Below are 16,258 nucleotides of genomic sequence, written 5' to 3' on the forward strand. Positions count from 1 at the left end.
CTAACGGACCGTGGTGAGGTCGTTGTTCTTAGATTCCCGCGTCAGGGCGATGAACACAATCGAGACGAGGGCCATGCCGGCAAGGAACACCACCACGGGGAGGATGTTCTGGCCGGAGTCCTTGTAGAGGCCGGCGACGATGCCCGGGGTGAAGCCGGCACCGATAAGCGTGGCCAGCTGGTAGCCCACGGCGGCGCCGGTGTAGCGGGAGGTGGTGCCGAACTGTTCGGACACGAACGCTGCAAGCGGCCCGTAGAGGGAGGAGTGCAGGATGAGCGCCACGGTGAAGGCCAGGAAAACCAACCCCACGTTGCCCGAGCCGAGCATGCCGAACATTGGGAAGAGGTAGGCGATGAACAGGGCAAGGCCGGCGATCATCACCGGGCGGCGGCCGAAGCGGTCGGAGAGGCGGCCGCCCAGGAGGACGAAGATGATGGAGATGGCGGAAGCCCCCGCAAAGGCGTAGAGGACGCCCTGCTGCGGGGCGCCCTTGGAGACGGCGTAGGTCACCGAGAAGGTGGGCAGGACCACCTGCAGGCCGAACCCGGCGGCGCCGGCGAACATGATCATGACCAGGGCCTTGGGCCGGCGCAGCACCTCGAGCAGCGGAATCTTCCGCTGGGCGCCATGCGTGCTTTCCTTGGCCACTGCCTCGGCGAAGATGGGGCTTTCGGAGACCCGCAGGCGGACGAACATGCCCACGATCAGGAGCACGAAGGACAGCAGGAACGGAATCCGCCAACCCCAGGCAAGGAACGCGTCCTGCGGCAGCGCCGAGAAGATGCCCATCACCACGGTGCCCAGCACGGCACCGGTGGGGGCGCCGGCGTTGACGAAGGAGGCGGCGAAACCCCTCCGTTTGGGGTCGGCGTGCTCCAGAGCCATGAGCGCCGCGCCGCCCCATTCCCCGCCGACGGCAATGCCCTGGCAGACCCGCAGCAGCACCAGGATCACGGCGCCCCAGGGCCCGATGACGCCGGCACCGGGAATCAGGCCAATGAGGGTGGAGGCGATGCCCATCACCGCCATGGAGATGATCAGCATGCCCTTGCGGCCCACCTTGTCGCCGAAGTGGCCGAAGATCACCCCGCCCAGCGGCCTGGCCACGTACCCGGCGGCGAAGGTGGCATAGGCTGCGACGACGCCCACCCAGTCGTCCATGCCGGCGAAGAAGACCTTGGGGAAGGCCACGGCTGCGGCGGTGGCGTACAGCAGGAAGTCGTAGAACTCGATGGTGCTGCCCAGATAGCTGGACAGGATGACCGTGCGCGCTTCCTTGCGCTTGGCGGCATTGCCCGCGGGTGCGAGCGTGGTGTGTCCTGACATGGCTGTTCCTAAAGACGGAGGAATGGGGTAGGGAGGGGGACGGGTTTTTGGGGTTGCCTGGGGAGGCGGTGCCCGTTGGGTGCCGCCGAGGCTGTGAAGGGTTGCTGCCGGTGGTGCCGCCTACGTGAAGAAGCGGCCCACGTGCAGAAGCGGCTTACTTGTAGAAGCGTCCTATTTGTAGAAGCGGGCGAGGAATTCGGCGACGACGGCCGGGCGTTCCTGGCCTTCGATCTCGATGGTGGCGTTGACCTTGATCTGGGCGCCGCCCTTGACCTCGGTCACGTCGGCGATGGTGGCCTGCATGCGGACCTTGGAGCCCACGGTGACCGGTGAGGTGAAGCGGACCTTGTCCAGGCCGTAGTTGACCTTGGTGGTGACGCCTTCGACGTCGAACAGCTCGCCCCAGAACGGGATGATCAGGGACAGCGTGAGGAAGCCGTGGGCGATCGGGGCGCCGAACGGGCCGTCCTTGGCGCGCTCGGGGTCGGTGTGGATCCACTGTTGGTCGTCCGTGGCGTCCGCGAACTGGTTGATCTGGTCCTGGGTGATCTGGCGGTAGTCGGTGGTGCCGAGGTCCTTGCCGGACAGGGTGAGCAGGGTGTCGAAATCGACCACGAGATTGGGCATCGTTGCCTCCTGGGCTGGTGTGTGGGTTTTGAGATTTGGGGATGAAGGGGCTTTAGCGGGTGAACGCGCTTTCGCCGGTGAGGGCGCGGCCGATGATGAGGGCGTTGATGTCGTGGGTGCCTTCGTAGGAGTAGACGGCTTCGGCGTCGGCGTGGAAGCGGGCGACGTCGGTGGCGAGGGTGATGCCGTTGCCGCCCACCACTTCGCGGGCCAGGGCTACGGTGTCGCGCATGAACAGGGAAGTTTGCATCTTGGCCAGGGCGGAGTCCTGGTCGCGGTAGATGCCGTTGGCCTGCTGTTCGGTGAGCCTGACCACCAGGGACAGGCTGGCCGTGACGTTGCCGAGCATTCGGGCCAGTTTCTCCTGGACCAGCTGGAAGGACCCGAGGGTGCGTCCGAACTGCCGGCGTTCATTGACGTAGGTGAGGGCGGCCTCGAAGGCACCGGCTGCGATGCCGGTGGCGATCCAGGCGACGTCCGAGCGCATGGCCCGGAGCATCGCGGCTACGTCCTTGAAGGAGTTCACGTTGTGCAGCCGCATGGCATCGGGGACGCGGACACCGGTGAGGGTGATGTGGGCGTTCTGCATCATCCGCAGCGAGGTCTTCCCGTGGATTTTCTCCAGGGTGACGCCGTCGGCCGTCCGGTCCACGAGGAAGGCCTTGACCTGCCCGTCCGCGGTGTCCCGGGCGAATACTGCGAGGACGTCCGCGGTGGCTGCGCCGCCGATCCAGCGTTTTGCCCCGTCAAGGATCCAGCTGCCGTCGGGCTGCCGCCGTGCGGTGGTGGAGAGTCCGCCGGCGATGTCCGACCCGGACTCTGGTTCGGTCAGGGAGAAAACGCCTTTGAGCGAGAAGTCGATGACCTTGGGCATCCATTCGGCCTGCTGTCCCGGAGAGGCACCCACGCGGATGGCTGTCCGGAACAGGCCGGCCTGGGCGGTGTACCAGGTGGCCAGGGACGCGTCCGTGCGGGCAAGCTCGAAGATCCGGAAGCCCTGGTAGATTCCGCGGGCCGGACTGCGTTCTGCACCTGCGGCGCCAGTGAGTTCGGCAGGTTCCATCAGGTCGAGGTCGATCAGCGGCCGGGCGAGCTGCTCCGGAAACTCACCGCGTTCCCAGTAGTCGGCGAGGAGCGGTTTGGCTTCCACGTCCAGAAATGACCGCAGGCGGCACAGGACCTGGCGCTCTTCGGGTGTGAGGAGGGACTCGGCGTCGTACCAGTCCGCTGCCTCGTAGAGCCGGGCACCCAGGCCGGCTTCCGCCGTCGTCAGCGCCATCTCAGCCACCCAGCCCGAGGAGGCGGACCGCGTTGTCCTTGAGGATCTTGGGCCGGACCTCGTCCTTCAGCGGGAGGTCCGCGAACGCGCCGAGCCACTTTTGCGGGGTGATCAGCGGGAAGTCGGTGCCGAACAGCACCTTGTCCTGGAGGTAGGAGTTGGCCCCTTTCACCAGCGATTCCGGGAAGTACTTGGGCGACCAGCCGGAAAGGTCGATGAACACGTTGGCCTTATGGGTGGCGATGGAGTTGGCCTCGTCCTGCCACGGCACGGACGGGTGGGCCATGATGATCTGCAGGCCGGGGAAGTCAGCGGCCACGGCGTCCAGCAGCAGGGGGTTGGAGTAGGCCAGCTTGATGCCGAAGCCGCCGGGAAGGCCCGCGCCCATGCCGTTTTGGCCGGTGTGGAAGATGGCGGGCAGGCCCAGTTCCTGGAGGGTTTCCCAGAGCGGGTAGAAGCGCTCGCTGGAGGGGTCGAAGCCCTGCAGGGAGGGGTGGAACTTGAAGCCGCGGGCGCCGAGTTCGATTGCCTGGTGCTTGGCGCCGGCGATGGCGTCCTCGCCGGTGCGCGGGTCCACGCTGCCGAACGGGATCAGGACGTCATTGTTCCGGGCAGCACCGGCGATGAGTTCGGGGATGCTGTTGGGCTCGTGCTTGAGCTGGGTGCGGGCGTCCACGGTGAAGACGACGGCGGCCATGTTCAGTTCGCGGTAGACCTCGGCGATGCGGTCCAGGGAAGGGGCGCGGTCCTCGGCCTTGAAGTATTTGGCCGAGGCTTCGGTCAGTTCCTCCGGCAGGGAGCCGTGGCCGCAGCTGTCCACCTCGAGGTGGACGTGCATGTCGATGGCATCGAGCTTTGCCGGGTCGATGCCCAGTTCGTAGCGGTCGGCCATGGTCAGCGGGCCTCGGCGGGCTGTGCGGGCTTCAGGTCCTCCGGCAGCGGGAGGAATTCCTCGCCGTAGCTCTGGAGCGTTTCGGCGGTGAACAGCCGGCCGGCGTTTTCCTGCAGCGCCTCGTAGCTCCAGCCGCCCTCACGGTACTCGGTGGTGGCCGCTTCCGGGTGGGTCCAGACCTGGAGCCGGTCACCGCCGGCGCCGATGGCCTGGCCGGTGATGTTGGCTGCCTCGTCGGAGGCGAGGTAGGCAACCAGGCCGGAGACGTCGTCGGCCGTTCCAAAGCCCAGGTCGTGGCGGAAGAAGGACGGCATGGCCTCGCCCCGCTCGTCGGCCTCCACTGCCTTCTGGAAATATGGCACGGTCTTGGTCATGGCGGTGGCGGCCACGGGGATGACGCTGTTGACCGTCACGCCGGCCTTCTTCATTTCCAGGGCCCAGGTGCGGACCATGCCTACGATGCCGGCCTTGGCAGCGGCGTAGTTGGTCTGGCCGAAGTTGCCGCGCTGGCCGGTGGGCGAACCGATGGTGATGATTCGGCCTTGGACGTTGTGTTCCTTGAAGTAGGCGTAGGCCTCGCGGACGCAGGTGAAGGTGCCCTTGAGGTGGACGTTGATCACCAGGTCGAAGTCCTCGTCCGTCATCTTCAGCAGGGACTTGTCGCGGAGGATGCCGGCGTTGGTGACCAGGATGTCCAGGCCGCCGAACGCGTCCACGGCGCCGGCCACCAGCGCCTTGGCGGCGTCCGTGGTTCCCACCGGGACCACCACGGCGGTGGCGCGGCCGCCGTCGGCCTCGATCTGGGCCACCGCCTGCGCGGCGGTGTCGGCGTTGACATCATTGATGACGACGGCGGCGCCCTGGCGCGCCAGTTCCCTTGCATAGGCCAGGCCGAGGCCCTGCCCGCTGCCGGTAACGATGGCTACTTTGCCGTTCAAACTCATGGCCTGCTCCTTCGCATGCGCCGGCCGAAGCCGGTGGGGTCGATCCCACGGCGGTGTGAGATCCTTGTTGGGATCAATGAAAATACGGATCATTGAAAAAGTCAACGATTGTTTTTTACCAGTACCGGAGTTGTGATGGCCATCTTGGGCACAGACGTTCAGACCCCGCGCCTCGCGGCAGCCAAGATCGGAAGTGACGTCGGCCTGCTGCTGGCCAAACTGCACGCGGCGGGATCGGTCCTGAACAACAAGGCGCTGTCAGATTTCGGCCTGCGGGAGCGCTCCTTTTCCGTCCTGACCCTGGCGTGCAGCGGGCTGGAGCCAACGCAGCGGGAACTGGCCGACTTCCTGAGCCTGGACCCCAGCCAGGTGGTGACGCTGGTGGACGACCTGGAACGCCGCGGCTTGGTGGAGCGGGCGCAAGGGAAGCAGGACCGGCGGGCAAAGATCATCATCTCCACCGCCGAGGGCCGGAAGATGCACACCAAGGCCCGCGCGGCCCTGGACGAGGCCGAGCTGAAGCAGCTGGCCGGTCTGACGCAGGATGAGTCCCAGGAATTGAAGCGGCTGCTGCGCAAGGCACTGTGGGGTGCGGCGGAGTAGGCGTCCGCCTGCGCTTGTTGCTCCCGGCAGCGTCACTCGGAGCCTGGAGTTGGTGCGCGGGGCCATCAACAATTGCTGCGAGGCGTCTCCAAGGGATCCCTTTACGCGCGTGCCGTAGCGGACCCTTCTGCAACGCGCTAACTGTCGGCAGCTACCGATTCCAGGACAGACTGAAAGGCTGGACTGACGTGGACCGCCAGGCCGCCGTCCTCGCGGAGGTGGGTGAGCTGTTCGTAACTTGTGCCGTTCCACCAGAAGACGTGCGGACTTACCGATCCGGCCGCATCGGCGTATCCCAGGGCCGTGAATCGGGCCATTCCGTTAACCGCATTGATGACGGTGTTGTCTTCGATGATGTGCCAGAGAACTTGGTGCCGGTTCGGGATGCTCATAAGCCACCCGAGCTGCTCTTGAACGCGTTGACCTGTGAGTTCTTCCGCCATGGAAGGAAGAAGCAGGGCCCGGCTCGCAGTGTAAACGGACTCACCCAGGAGGGCATTGAAGGTACCCCCTCCGGGTGCAGCGAGGATTTCCAGCTGTTCGGGTTCCAACCCGCGGAGGTTTTCGAGGCCCTGCCTTCCGAGGGCTTCCCATCCCCCGAACTTGTTCGCATTGTCATGGTTGAAAACGGCAACGGTCTCCGGGAGGTCCAAGGCAAGCATCTGAACGATGCCGGGCGCGATTTCCCTATGTGGGTAGCTTTCGATCCCTGGGATGCTCGCCTCGTCGTAAAGGCGCGCAAAGGTCCGCTTCAATACCTCTGAGGGTGTCATGACGTCGAAGGGATCGGGCGCTTCGAAGCTGGCCAGGACACGTTGAAGGTGGTCGCGGATTACGTCTCGCCACTTGGACTGCGGCTGCTCACTACAGGCGACAGCTACGTTCCAAAAGCCAAACTCCCGTCCCGAGTCATCGACAGCATGACCAGCGTGAACGTGGACCTCCAGTCCCATCCCGGCGAAGACTTCGCGCGCGATGGCCCGGAAATCATTGGCCTCGGAACCTGTGAAGAATGTCAGGTCGGAATCATTTATCTTTGCTTCCGGAGGTTTTCTCTTGAAGATACCCACAAGTTCACTTTCATTGGGACGGTCCATTAATGCCGGTCGGCAATGGCTGTTCCGGGGGTTTCCGGTACTTCCTTGGCCGCACACGTCAGCGTCGAAAAGGTTCGTGGCCCGTTTCTTGGCCTCATTGATGGATGGGTTTGGTCAGGTTCAGGCTGATGGTTTGGCCCGGCGCCAGCTCTCCGGAGGACAGATCGGTGAAGGTGTACCAGACGGTGCTGGTACCGGTGAGTGGTCGGTTCGCCCATCCCAGATCCGCGATCTCGGGGATCCCGAAGCGGAAGGCGATCTGGCGCTCTGTGTCCCCGGTTGCCGTGGTGTAGGTCAGGGGAATTCCGTCGGCGTCGGTGGTGAAGGTACCGTGTGCACCGTCGATCGTGACTTCACCGGGCATGAGCCTGATCTTGGTGCCTACGGGGATGGGCCGATCAGCGGTCAGGGTCTGATTCCACCGGAGCAACTGGTCGGTAGTGCAGCGGAATTTGTATCCGAGGCTGTCGAATGAGTCGCCCTCGACCGTGGTGTAGAAGACCGTCTGGCCGAAGGAATTGTTAACACTCGTTCCTCGGCCGGATCTGCTATCAACAGGGTTTTTCTGGAGCTGGATGTGGTTGCCCGCCCGGATAAAGTAGACGTTCCCCTTCTCGTACGTGAACGCGACCTTGTTGGCTTCCGCCAACTGCTCATCCGTCAGGTTGAACCGATAGGTGATGCCAGCCAGGCTGTCCTCGGGCTCGATTGTGTAACCCGTTGGAATGCCGTTTGCGTCAACCACGGCAGCGCCGCTCGCGCCCGGGATGGGACCGCCCGGAATCAGCCGCAGCCGTGTGCCCGCAGCAAGGGGAGTGCCGGGCTGGAGTCCGTTGAAACCGGCGACCTTAGCCTCGGATAACTTGTACGCCGCCGCCACAGTCAAAAGGGTGTCTCCCGGAACGGTGGTGTAGAAGTCCGCGTTGCCAAACGAGTCCCGCACAGTTTCGCCACCCAGGGGCGGCTTCGCGGCGGAAGACGCAACTGCAGCGTGGGTGGCCTGGACGGCAGCCGGTTCCGCTTGCGTTGGAGCACCCTCGTAAGTGCACCCAGCCAGTCCCAGCGACAGCACAACAACCAGCGCCGGCAGGACCAGGGACAGGCCCATCGCCCTTCTTGATGTACTGCCAGTTCCCACCATGGATCTGCCCCCCAATAAGTCCGGCGTAGCCGGGTCCAAGCCCACAACGGACCAAAAGCGAGCCTAGTGGATGAATTGTGAGCCGCAGTGCGGCGTCGCGTCCGGAAAGGGATCCCATTCGGAACAGCTGATTCCCTCTGCCATAACCCAAGTGCCTGAAATCGCCGGGACCTGGCGGTCTGGTTGATTCTGCAAATGAACAACTCAGGTGAGGATCTTGTGGATGGTGGTGCCGTCGCCGTGGGAGATGAGGATTCTGTTGTGGCCGTCAAGCCAGACCCAGAAGTATGAGGCATCTTCGGCGATGTCGTCGACGGTGCCCCATTCTGGTGGGCAGCCGGGTTGTTTGACGATCATCCTGTCGCCCGGGTAGAGGTGAATCCAGTGTCGATAATCGAGCCGGCGGGTCTGGGGTTCAGGGAATAAAGCGTTCACCAACTGGGTGTCTGCATACATGGTGTTCCTTACTGCCTTGATGCTGCGTCCGGCCCCCGGGTCCGGGTGGATAGGGGCAGGGCGGGGCGGGCACTGTTGTGCACGCCCCGCCCTCTTCTTTTGGTACTGCTATGTGAGTTCCGGAGTACTGCCTGCATGCTTGGGGGCAGGCGCCTCCTGCTCGGACGATTTATCTGCTGCGCCCGCCAGCCCCTCTTTCTTCTGCACCCTGCGGGCCCATGCCGAGGTCACGATCGGGCAAAGTACTGCGGAGACGACGACCGATGCTGCGACCAGGACGGTGGCGTGGTCGGCGGCTGGGGCGTAGACGGGGTTGGCTGTGGCGATGATGGCCGGGACGAGGGCGGCGTTGCCTGCCGTGGTTGCTGCGGCAAGGCCGGCGACGCCGTCGCCGCCCGTAAGTTTGTCGGCGAGCAGCAGCACGGCGCCGCCGACGAAGACTACGAACAGGCCGAGGACGATGCCGAGCAGTCCTGCCTCGACGACTGCGTTGAGGTTGATGGTCAGGCCGAGGGCCAGGCCGAGGAACGGCACCATTGCTGGGACCAGCGGGGCCAGAAGATTACGCATGTTTTTGTCCAGGTTTCCCAGGAGCATGCCCAGTGCCAGCGGGAGGATGGCGCCGACGAGTGCCTGCCAGGGGAAGGCGGACAGCCCGGCGATGCCGAGGGTGACCATGGTCAGGAAGGGGCCTGATTCCAGGGACAGGATCGAGTAGGCGCCGGCGTCGCGTTTGCGGCCGTACTGGCCCATGAGGGAGATGTAGAGGCCGCCGTTGGTGTCGTTGAGTGCGGCGACCAGTGCGAGGGTTGAGAGTCCGGCGAGGATCCCTGAGTCGATGGGTGCTTCGCCGAGGAAGCGTCCGGCGATGACGCCGATCAGGATGGCGAAGAGGATTTTGGAACCGAGCAGCACACCGCCCTTTTTCAGGATGTAAGGCGTGGATTTCACTTCGAGTGTTGCGCCGAGGCAGACGAAGAACACGGCCAGGAGTGGTGCCAGGCCGGTGAAGAATGCGCCGGTGAAGGATCCGAAGAATTTTCCGGCGTCCGGGGCGAGGGTGTGGATGACGGCGCCGATGCCAAGGGGCACCAGCATCATGCCGCCAGGAACTTTTTCCAGGGCTTTCTTGATGGGAATCGACATTGATTTCTCCTGTGGATGGCTGGGGTGTGCTTGGTCCGCGCGTTCGGGGGGGTGTGCGCGCGGTGGGGGTGTGTTTAGGCCAGGCCCGGGATGAGCAGGACTTTGCAGGCGTCTGCGGTGAGCAGTTCGACGGCTTCGTCGATGTCGCTGAGCTTCTTGCGGTGGGTGATGAGCCAGTCCAGTTCCAGCTTCCCGGAATCGAGGAGCAGGAGGCTTTGTTCCCAGGTTTCCCAGAGCCTGCGCCCGAAGATGCCGCGCAGGGTGATGCCCTTTTTGTTGATGTAGGCGGCGATATCGACTTCGGCGGGGCGGCTGGGGTGTCCGACGGTGATGACGGTGGCTTCGCGGCGGACGGCTTCGAAGAGGGTTGCCAGGGTGCCGGGGGCGCCGGAGCATTCGAAGGCCACGTCGAAGCCTCCCCGGCGGCCGGTCAGTTCGCGGCACCGCTCCACGATGCCGTCATTGGGGTGCAGGGCGGTCGCACCGAGTTTCTCGGCTTGGGCCCTCCGGTAGGGGTTGGGATCGACGGCGATGACGTGGCTGGCGCCCATGAGCAGGGCCAGGTTGACGACGACGAGTCCGACCGGGCCGGCGCCGCTGACGAGCACGGCCCGGCCCGCGACGGAGTAGTTGGCGCGCTGGATGGCGTGCACGGCGACGCCTGCGGCTTCGAGCAGCGCGCCGGATTCGAGGGACAGGCCGGTGGGGAGCTTGACGCAGATGTCCTGGGGGACGGAGGCGTACTCGGCGAAGACGCCGTCGATGTGCATCCCGAGGATGCCGGTACGTTCGCAGGTGTGTGCGTCGCCGGTGCGGCAGGGGAAACACTGGCCGCAGGTCAGGTGGCTTTCGAGGGCGACCTGGTCGCCGACCTTGAGTCCGGTGACGCCGGGACCGACTTCGACGATGGTTCCTGCGCCTTCGTGGCCGAGGATGACCGGGAGGTTGAGGTTGAACGCCTGTGCTGAGGGGGTCCATTCGTAGAGTTCACGGTCCGTGCCGCACAGGGAGGCCGCGCCGACTTCGATGACGACGGAACCTTCTGTTGCTTTGGGGTCGCCTGCGTCGGTGACGTAGGTGACGCCCCGCTCGGCTGCATTCTTGACTACTGCCCGCATGGGGGCCGCCTTTCGTTGGTTCTGGTGATGCGTGGAGGGAATTGCCGGGAGTCAGCCGGGGAGTTGGCCGGCGAAGCGGCGCAGGATATCGGTAGGGCCGACCTGTCCGCCTTTGAGCAGCAGCCTGCACCCTGCGACGGCGGAGGCGCCGTCGGTTTTCAGGATTGGGCCTGCGGTGACGAACTGGTCCGACACCCGGAGTTGGCGGACGCCCATGGCGATGAGTGCATGGCTGGAGGTATCGCCGCCGCAGACGGCGACGTCACGGGTCAGCCCGGCGTTCGCCATCCTGGCGGCGATGCCGCCGATGAGCGTGCCGACATAGCCCGCATCCACCGGTTTAGCTGTGCCGTAGCGGGGATCAGCCGAACCCCTCGTGGTGTGCACGACCACGTTCCTGCCTGCCCGGAGGGCAGCGGAAACCTGTTCGTCGAGGGCTGCCACGAGCGTGCTGTCATCGCGCTGCAGCAGTTCGGCCGGTACGGGAACATCCTCCCAGCCATTGGAGATGGCGTCGTTGATTTGTTCCGCCGTGGTGCTGGAGGCTGAAGCGCTGACGGCCAGCACCGGTCCGGACGGGTGCTGCGGCCCGGGGGTACGGGGTGCCTGGTCCGAGATGGAGCGTGCCAGGGCTGCCATGATGCCGCCGGATCCGACGACGATGGATGGGCCGTGGCCGTGTTCTTCCCGGGTAAGGGCTTCTGCTATTGCGTCCATCTGGTGTTCGTCCACGGCATCGACGACGTAGGCCTGCGCTCCGGGTTCCCGGCGCCGGTCAGCCCAGGCGTCCTTAAAGGTGCCGTCCTCATAGGCCGGCAGGTGGATGGCCCCGGGTACCTCGGTGCCGCCGAGCTGTTCGGCCAGGACCTCGCGGAGGTCCGCCTCGGACATGGGGGTGGACGGGTGCCGTGACATGACCGGGTGGCGGTCCAGCCGGTAGGTTTTTCCGGCGTAGGTGGCGTAGTGGTTGCTGAAGGCTGTGTAACGGCCGAAGCCCGGCTGGGCGGGCACCACGGGTATGGGGCCGTGCAGGGGGAACTGCTCATGGAGCAGCTGGATCCCCCGCCCGATGCTTCCCACAGTGGTGGAGCTGTCGAACGTGGAGCAGACCTTGTACAGCAGCACGTCGAGGTTCAGGGCCGCTATGCCGGCAAGGTCACGGGTGACCAGGGTGTCGAACGCTGCCCCGGACAGGGACCGTGCCGGACCTGCGAACCCGACGACGTCGGTGTCCGTGGGCAGCGGCGCGTCCCCGATGACCAGGGCAGCTTCCAGGCCGTAGCGGTGGGACTGGGCCAGGACGTCGGCGGCTCCGGTGAGGTCGTCGGCGACGAAACCGAATGCTGGCATGTCAGGCACCCTTCCCGAAAGTCTGGACTGCGTGCAGCAGGGCGTCATCTCCAGTTTCCGCCTGTTTGCTGGCTGCAGTCAGCAGCGGGACACCGTCAACCGCTGCATCCCACGCCTGGCGCAGGCTGCGCACACCGGCGCCGGGTCCATCGGGGTGGGCTGCGACCCCGCCGCCGGCCAGCATCATCAGGTCGGTGGAACCCACCGCGTCGAATGTGGGCCCGGGGGTGGTGACGTTCTGGCCGGAGGACAACACGGGCAGCGGCGTAACGGTCTGGCCGAGAGGTTCGAGCAGGCTGCGGATGTTGGCCGCAACCTCTTCATCAAGTTCGTAGAACTTACTGCCCAGACCGGAAGCGTGCAGGTGGTCGGCACCGGCAAGGCGGGCCATCTGCTGCCAGACGCGGTAGTCGATGCCCAGGGCCTTGGACCGCATGGAGGCGGCGAGGCCCGCGCGGTGGCCGTGGATCGGGACCTCCGCGAAGCTGCGGAGCAACGCCAGCGCCGGGAGCCCCATCACCGGGATGTTCAACATCACGCAGCGGCCACCAGCCTGAACAACCAGGTCGTGGCGTTTGCGCAGCCCGGCAAGGTCGCCGGTGATGTTGAAGGCATACATCGTCGAGTGGCCCGTGACTTGCTCTGCGGCACGGATTTCCTCGGTGGCGACCGCGACCCGGCGTTCCAGCGGCAGGTACGCCGGATCAGTCATCAGCTCGTCGTCCTTGATCAGGTCAATGGACGCCATCGCCAGATCCCGGACGACCAGCCGGAACTCTTCTTCCGAGAGCCCGACATTGGGTTTGACGATGGTGCCGACCATGACTCCCTGAACGTCGCTGATGAGTTTGCGCGTCCCCCCGATGCCGAAGGCGGGGCCGGGGTGGGCGGCGATGAAGTCCCCGGGCAGCTGCATGTCCTGGAGCCGGCAGGCGTACAAGTCGCCCAGCTCGAAGAGATTTCCTGCGATCGCCGTCTGCAGGGTGGCCAGATCGGTGCCGACATTCTCCATCGGGAAGTCAACGGTCACCAAGGCGGCACGGACTTTTTCCGGGTTGGACCGGGACGGCAGTGAAGGCCGGCAAAAGCCCAGTTCCTGGACATCCGATATCCGGGCGGCGTGCCGTTCCCGGATCCGGGCTGATTCGCCGGGCACCGGGAGGAACGTGCCGCTGGACTGCTCACCGGCCATGATGGCGGCAGCCTTCTCCGGCTCGATCTCAGATTCAAGGTAATAGGTGCAACGCACCGAGCGCGGGTCGCGCATGGGGACTCTCCAATTCAACGGGGGTTTGAAACTCACGTATCCGACTGTCACCTGCAGGTACTCTCACGTCGCTCACGCACCAATGCGGGCTCAAGCAGGTGACTCGCACTTCGTATCCTTGGCATCTTCCGTGATAACCAATCCTGAAGTTGTACGTACCTTTGATACGTACAATAATAGGTGGTGCGGATCACGTCAAGACCGGCAGTTCCCGTCGAAGGGCTGGGACTTCGGGCGGGAGGGCTAAGATTTCCACAGCGGCAGAGGAGTTAGCGTGAGTTTGGAACCAGCAGAACCAGCGTCGGGACCGGCAGGACGCAGCACCGGACTGAACCGTGAAGCGGGGGGTCCTCTCCACGCACAAATCCGGGACATCCTGCACCGGCAGATCGTGGACCTGGCGCTGCCCCCGGGTGCCTCCCTGCCCACCGAAGAGGAACTGCAAAGGCAATTCGGGGTCTCCCGCAGTGTCGTACGCCAGGCCCTGTCAGGCCTCGCCGACCTCGGCCTCATCCGGCGCCAGCGCGGCCGTGGCAGCGTGGTGGCCGCAACGCCCGTCCTTCGACGTCACGTTCAGCGCGCCGGCGGCCTCGACGAGCAGGCGGCCGCGCACGGCCAGCGCCTGCGCACCCATGTCCTCAGCGTGGAACCCTCCGAACCGCCCCAGGCAGGCATCGAGGCGCTCAACACCACCAACACCTGGAAGATTGAGCGGGTCCGCTACCTCGACGACCTACCCGTCGCCTTCATGCGCACCTGGGTCCCGCGCGACTTCTTCCCCCACTTCACCGCGGAACTGCTCGAAAACGCCTCACTCCTCAGCCTGATGCGCGACCACGGCTACCACCCCGCCGGTGGACCCCGCCAGGTGCAGGCCGTATCCGCAGATTCCGACCTGGCACGAAGGCTGAACATCACCACCCGCGAACCCCTGCTCCTGCTCCAAGGCGTCACCCGCGACGCGCTGGGCCACGGTCTCGAATGGTTCAACGTATGGCACAGCCCCAACACCGTCTTCGACGTCGACGCACAGGTCACCAGCCAGCCAGGACGCGTCTCCCAAGAGCACATCAGCCGACTGCGTAACCTGACCCAGCAACTCGAATCAGAACTGGCCGACCTCGAACGGGGGGCACGCTAAAGCCTCCACGGAAAGCGAAACCCCGAGCCGCCTGCCCATGTCCCAGACCCATCGACGCCGCAGGCTCGTCAGGATATCCTGACATCATGGGTGCGCAACGGGATCCATGGGGCGAGGGCCGAACCGCGTGGGAGCGCCTGCGCGCATGGTTCGGCGATGCCCGCGACGCCCCGCCGGGCAGTGCAGAAGCCCTGGGTGCGCTCAGTGACATCCGGCAGTTGCGGTATCTGCTGGATCAAGCGGAGCTGGCGGCCGTTCAGGCGGCACGTCGCCAAGGCTCGTCGTGGGCAGAAGTCGCCGCCCGGTTGGGGATTGCGCGGCAATCGGCGTGGGAACGCTGGCGGGATTTAGACGAGGCGGTTCCAACGGGAGTCGTTGTGCCTGCCGTTGACACGCCGTCGGCCCGCTCCGTGGAAGCTGCGGCCGCCGGGTTAGTGGCGCCTGCAGCGGGAGGAAGGCGCAGGGAGTCAAACGTCACGGTACCGAATGTCGTCGGTTTATCCCTCGATTCAGCTCGGACCGTCCTGGTGGACAGCAAACTCGTCGCGATCGGACCCGATCCGGACGGCCTGCCTGACGATGCGTCCGGTTGGCCCAGCGGCGTGGTCACCGACCAGAGTCCGGAATCGGGAGCGAGCGTGCCCATAGGATCGCCGGTTACCCTGTGGTTGGGCAGGGGCGGCACGGCGGGCGACCGTGAGCCGCGGCGACCGTCCCCGGGGCCGCGGAGCCTGCGGGCAATGCGGGAAGAACCTGCCAGCGACGCGTCAAGCGGGAACTGAAACGGGATGGGGAACCTCCAAATCTGTGCACGACAGGGGCTCCGGGGGTGGCTATGACAATCAGGACGGCTTCGAGCACACGAACATGACGGTCCTGATGCGCCGCTCGGTGAGGTTGGCCACCTGGTTGGCAGTCATCTGCGCGTAACTGCTGCCGAGGAACGTCGCGAAGGTAACCGGTGGCGGCCCCTCCCGTTGAATTTTGGCGAGCATCTTCTGGAACCAGGCGAGGCTTTCAGCCGACGAGTCGGCTTCGGAGACGACATCAAAACCTGCCCGCGGGAGGAGTTCGCGCATCTCGTCCAGGGTCACGGGAAAGCTTGTCGTAGAGTCATTGGCCCACGGCACCGGGTAGTGCACGTCGCCGCCTTCACCCTGGAGGACGTCGTAAACCACGAACCGGCCGCCCGGACGCAGGACACGGAAGGCTTCTGCGTACAGCGCGTGCTTGTCCGCGATATTCATGGCCACATGCATGGTCAGCGCCGCATCCATGGAGGCGTCGGCAAGCCCGGTGGCTGTTGCGTCGCCGACCTGGAAGCTGGTGCGGCCGGACAGGCCTGTCCACTCCGAGAACGCCGTCGCTACCTCGCAGAATTCAGGCGTGAGGTCGATCCCTGTCACGGTACACCCGGTCACCTCGGCGAGCGTCCGTGCGGGGCCTCCCAATCCGCTGCCAAGGTCGAGCACATGGGAATCTGCGGTGAGGGCGAGTGCTTCGATGATTTCCAAGGTGGCCCTTCGGCCACGGATGTGGAACTCGTCAACAGCTGCGAGATCGGCAGGCCGCAGCGTCGTACGGTCCACACCGGCCGCGTCCAGGGCAGAACCGATGGCCGCCAAAAGTTCGCCGGGCCCTGTGTAGAAGGCGGAGACCTGGTTCATTGCGCCATCCTCACACCGGGTGGCCGTGGGGTCAACGGGAAGCGCGATTACCAGTCGTGGACGGTGCCGTCGACCAGGCGGTTGTAGGGCAGGTAGGCCTGCTGGTACGGGTAGGCTGCGGCGGCTTCTTCGTTGAATTCGACGCCGATACCCGGCTTATCACCCGGGTGCAGGTACCCGTCGACGAACGTCATGGACTGCTCG

At 65.2% G+C, this 16,258-nt stretch carries 16 protein-coding genes and 1 pseudogene; 3 read left to right on the plus strand and 14 right to left on the minus strand.

The window, feature by feature from the left end:
• The 5 genes from RM50_RS08910 to RM50_RS08930 form a co-directional block, all read right to left on the minus strand.
• Complete coding sequence (locus tag RM50_RS08910) at positions 1-1,326, minus strand: MFS transporter (protein ID WP_043451952.1); 1,326 nt, start codon at positions 1,324-1,326, stop codon at positions 1-3.
• Between the two features lie 171 nt (positions 1,327-1,497).
• Complete coding sequence (locus RM50_RS08915; protein ID WP_043451954.1) at positions 1,498-1,953, minus strand: MaoC family dehydratase; 456 nt, start codon at positions 1,951-1,953, stop codon at positions 1,498-1,500.
• Positions 1,954-2,005: 52 nt separating this feature from the next.
• Complete coding sequence (locus tag RM50_RS08920) at positions 2,006-3,232, minus strand: acyl-CoA dehydrogenase family protein (RefSeq protein WP_043451979.1); 1,227 nt, start codon at positions 3,230-3,232, stop codon at positions 2,006-2,008.
• Between the two features lies 1 nt (position 3,233).
• Positions 3,234-4,124, minus strand: a complete 891-nt coding sequence (locus tag RM50_RS08925; RefSeq protein ID WP_043451957.1) for an amidohydrolase family protein — start codon at positions 4,122-4,124, stop codon at positions 3,234-3,236.
• A 2-nt stretch (positions 4,125-4,126) separates the two neighbouring features.
• Positions 4,127-5,068, minus strand: coding sequence for an SDR family NAD(P)-dependent oxidoreductase (locus RM50_RS08930; RefSeq protein ID WP_043451958.1), 942 nt, complete (start codon positions 5,066-5,068; stop codon positions 4,127-4,129).
• A gap of 135 nt (positions 5,069-5,203) precedes the next feature.
• Between RM50_RS08930 and RM50_RS08935 the strand changes: the two genes are divergently transcribed.
• The gene (locus RM50_RS08935) at positions 5,204-5,671 is read left to right on the plus strand and encodes a MarR family winged helix-turn-helix transcriptional regulator (RefSeq protein ID WP_043451961.1); all 468 of its coding nucleotides are present in this window, start codon (positions 5,204-5,206) and stop codon (positions 5,669-5,671) included.
• Positions 5,672-5,808: 137 nt separating this feature from the next.
• Here RM50_RS08935 and RM50_RS08940 read toward each other — a convergent pair whose 3' ends face one another.
• The 7 genes from RM50_RS08940 to RM50_RS08970 form a co-directional block, all read right to left on the minus strand.
• Positions 5,809-6,741 (minus strand): hypothetical protein, encoded by a 933-nt coding sequence (locus tag RM50_RS08940; RefSeq protein WP_043451963.1) that lies wholly within the window; start codon positions 6,739-6,741, stop codon positions 5,809-5,811.
• A gap of 121 nt (positions 6,742-6,862) precedes the next feature.
• The gene (locus RM50_RS08945; protein WP_043451965.1) at positions 6,863-7,876 is read right to left on the minus strand and encodes a LysM peptidoglycan-binding domain-containing protein; all 1,014 of its coding nucleotides are present in this window, start codon (positions 7,874-7,876) and stop codon (positions 6,863-6,865) included.
• Between the two features lie 237 nt (positions 7,877-8,113).
• Positions 8,114-8,365, minus strand: a complete 252-nt coding sequence (locus RM50_RS08950; protein ID WP_052260085.1) for a hypothetical protein — start codon at positions 8,363-8,365, stop codon at positions 8,114-8,116.
• A gap of 108 nt (positions 8,366-8,473) precedes the next feature.
• Positions 8,474-9,511 carry a 2-keto-3-deoxygluconate permease gene (locus RM50_RS08955; protein ID WP_043451966.1) on the minus strand — a complete coding sequence of 346 codons (1,038 nt, stop codon included), beginning with the start codon at positions 9,509-9,511 and terminating at the stop codon, positions 8,474-8,476.
• Positions 9,512-9,585: 74 nt separating this feature from the next.
• Positions 9,586-10,629, minus strand: coding sequence for a zinc-dependent alcohol dehydrogenase (locus RM50_RS08960; protein WP_043451967.1), 1,044 nt, complete (start codon positions 10,627-10,629; stop codon positions 9,586-9,588).
• 51 nt (positions 10,630-10,680) lie between these two features.
• A complete protein-coding gene (locus tag RM50_RS08965) occupies positions 10,681-11,979 on the minus strand; it encodes a four-carbon acid sugar kinase family protein (protein WP_043451969.1) in 1,299 nt (432 codons plus the stop codon).
• 1 nt (position 11,980) lies between these two features.
• Positions 11,981-13,246 (minus strand): RuBisCO large subunit C-terminal-like domain-containing protein, encoded by a 1,266-nt coding sequence (locus RM50_RS08970; protein ID WP_043451970.1) that lies wholly within the window; start codon positions 13,244-13,246, stop codon positions 11,981-11,983.
• Between the two features lie 274 nt (positions 13,247-13,520).
• Here RM50_RS08970 and RM50_RS08975 point away from each other — a divergent pair, with 274 nt between their 5' ends.
• Both RM50_RS08975 and RM50_RS21265 read left to right on the plus strand, forming a co-directional pair.
• Entirely contained in the window at positions 13,521-14,387 is an 867-nt protein-coding gene (locus tag RM50_RS08975) for a GntR family transcriptional regulator (RefSeq protein WP_052260087.1), read from the plus strand.
• Between the two features lie 86 nt (positions 14,388-14,473).
• On the plus strand, positions 14,474-15,169 hold the full coding sequence (locus RM50_RS21265) for a PASTA domain-containing protein (protein WP_082007022.1): 696 nt from the start codon (positions 14,474-14,476) through the stop codon (positions 15,167-15,169).
• A 60-nt stretch (positions 15,170-15,229) separates the two neighbouring features.
• Here RM50_RS21265 and RM50_RS08980 read toward each other — a convergent pair whose 3' ends face one another.
• Entirely contained in the window at positions 15,230-16,054 is an 825-nt protein-coding gene (locus tag RM50_RS08980; RefSeq protein ID WP_043451971.1) for a class I SAM-dependent methyltransferase, read from the minus strand.
• 47 nt (positions 16,055-16,101) lie between these two features.
• Positions 16,102-16,258 (minus strand): annotated as a pseudogene (locus RM50_RS20645) (bifunctional D-altronate/D-mannonate dehydratase); the annotation flags it as partial.

This window comes from Pseudarthrobacter phenanthrenivorans, assembly GCF_000813845.1.
Taxonomy (GTDB): Bacteria; Actinomycetota; Actinomycetes; order Actinomycetales; family Micrococcaceae; genus Arthrobacter; species Arthrobacter phenanthrenivorans_B.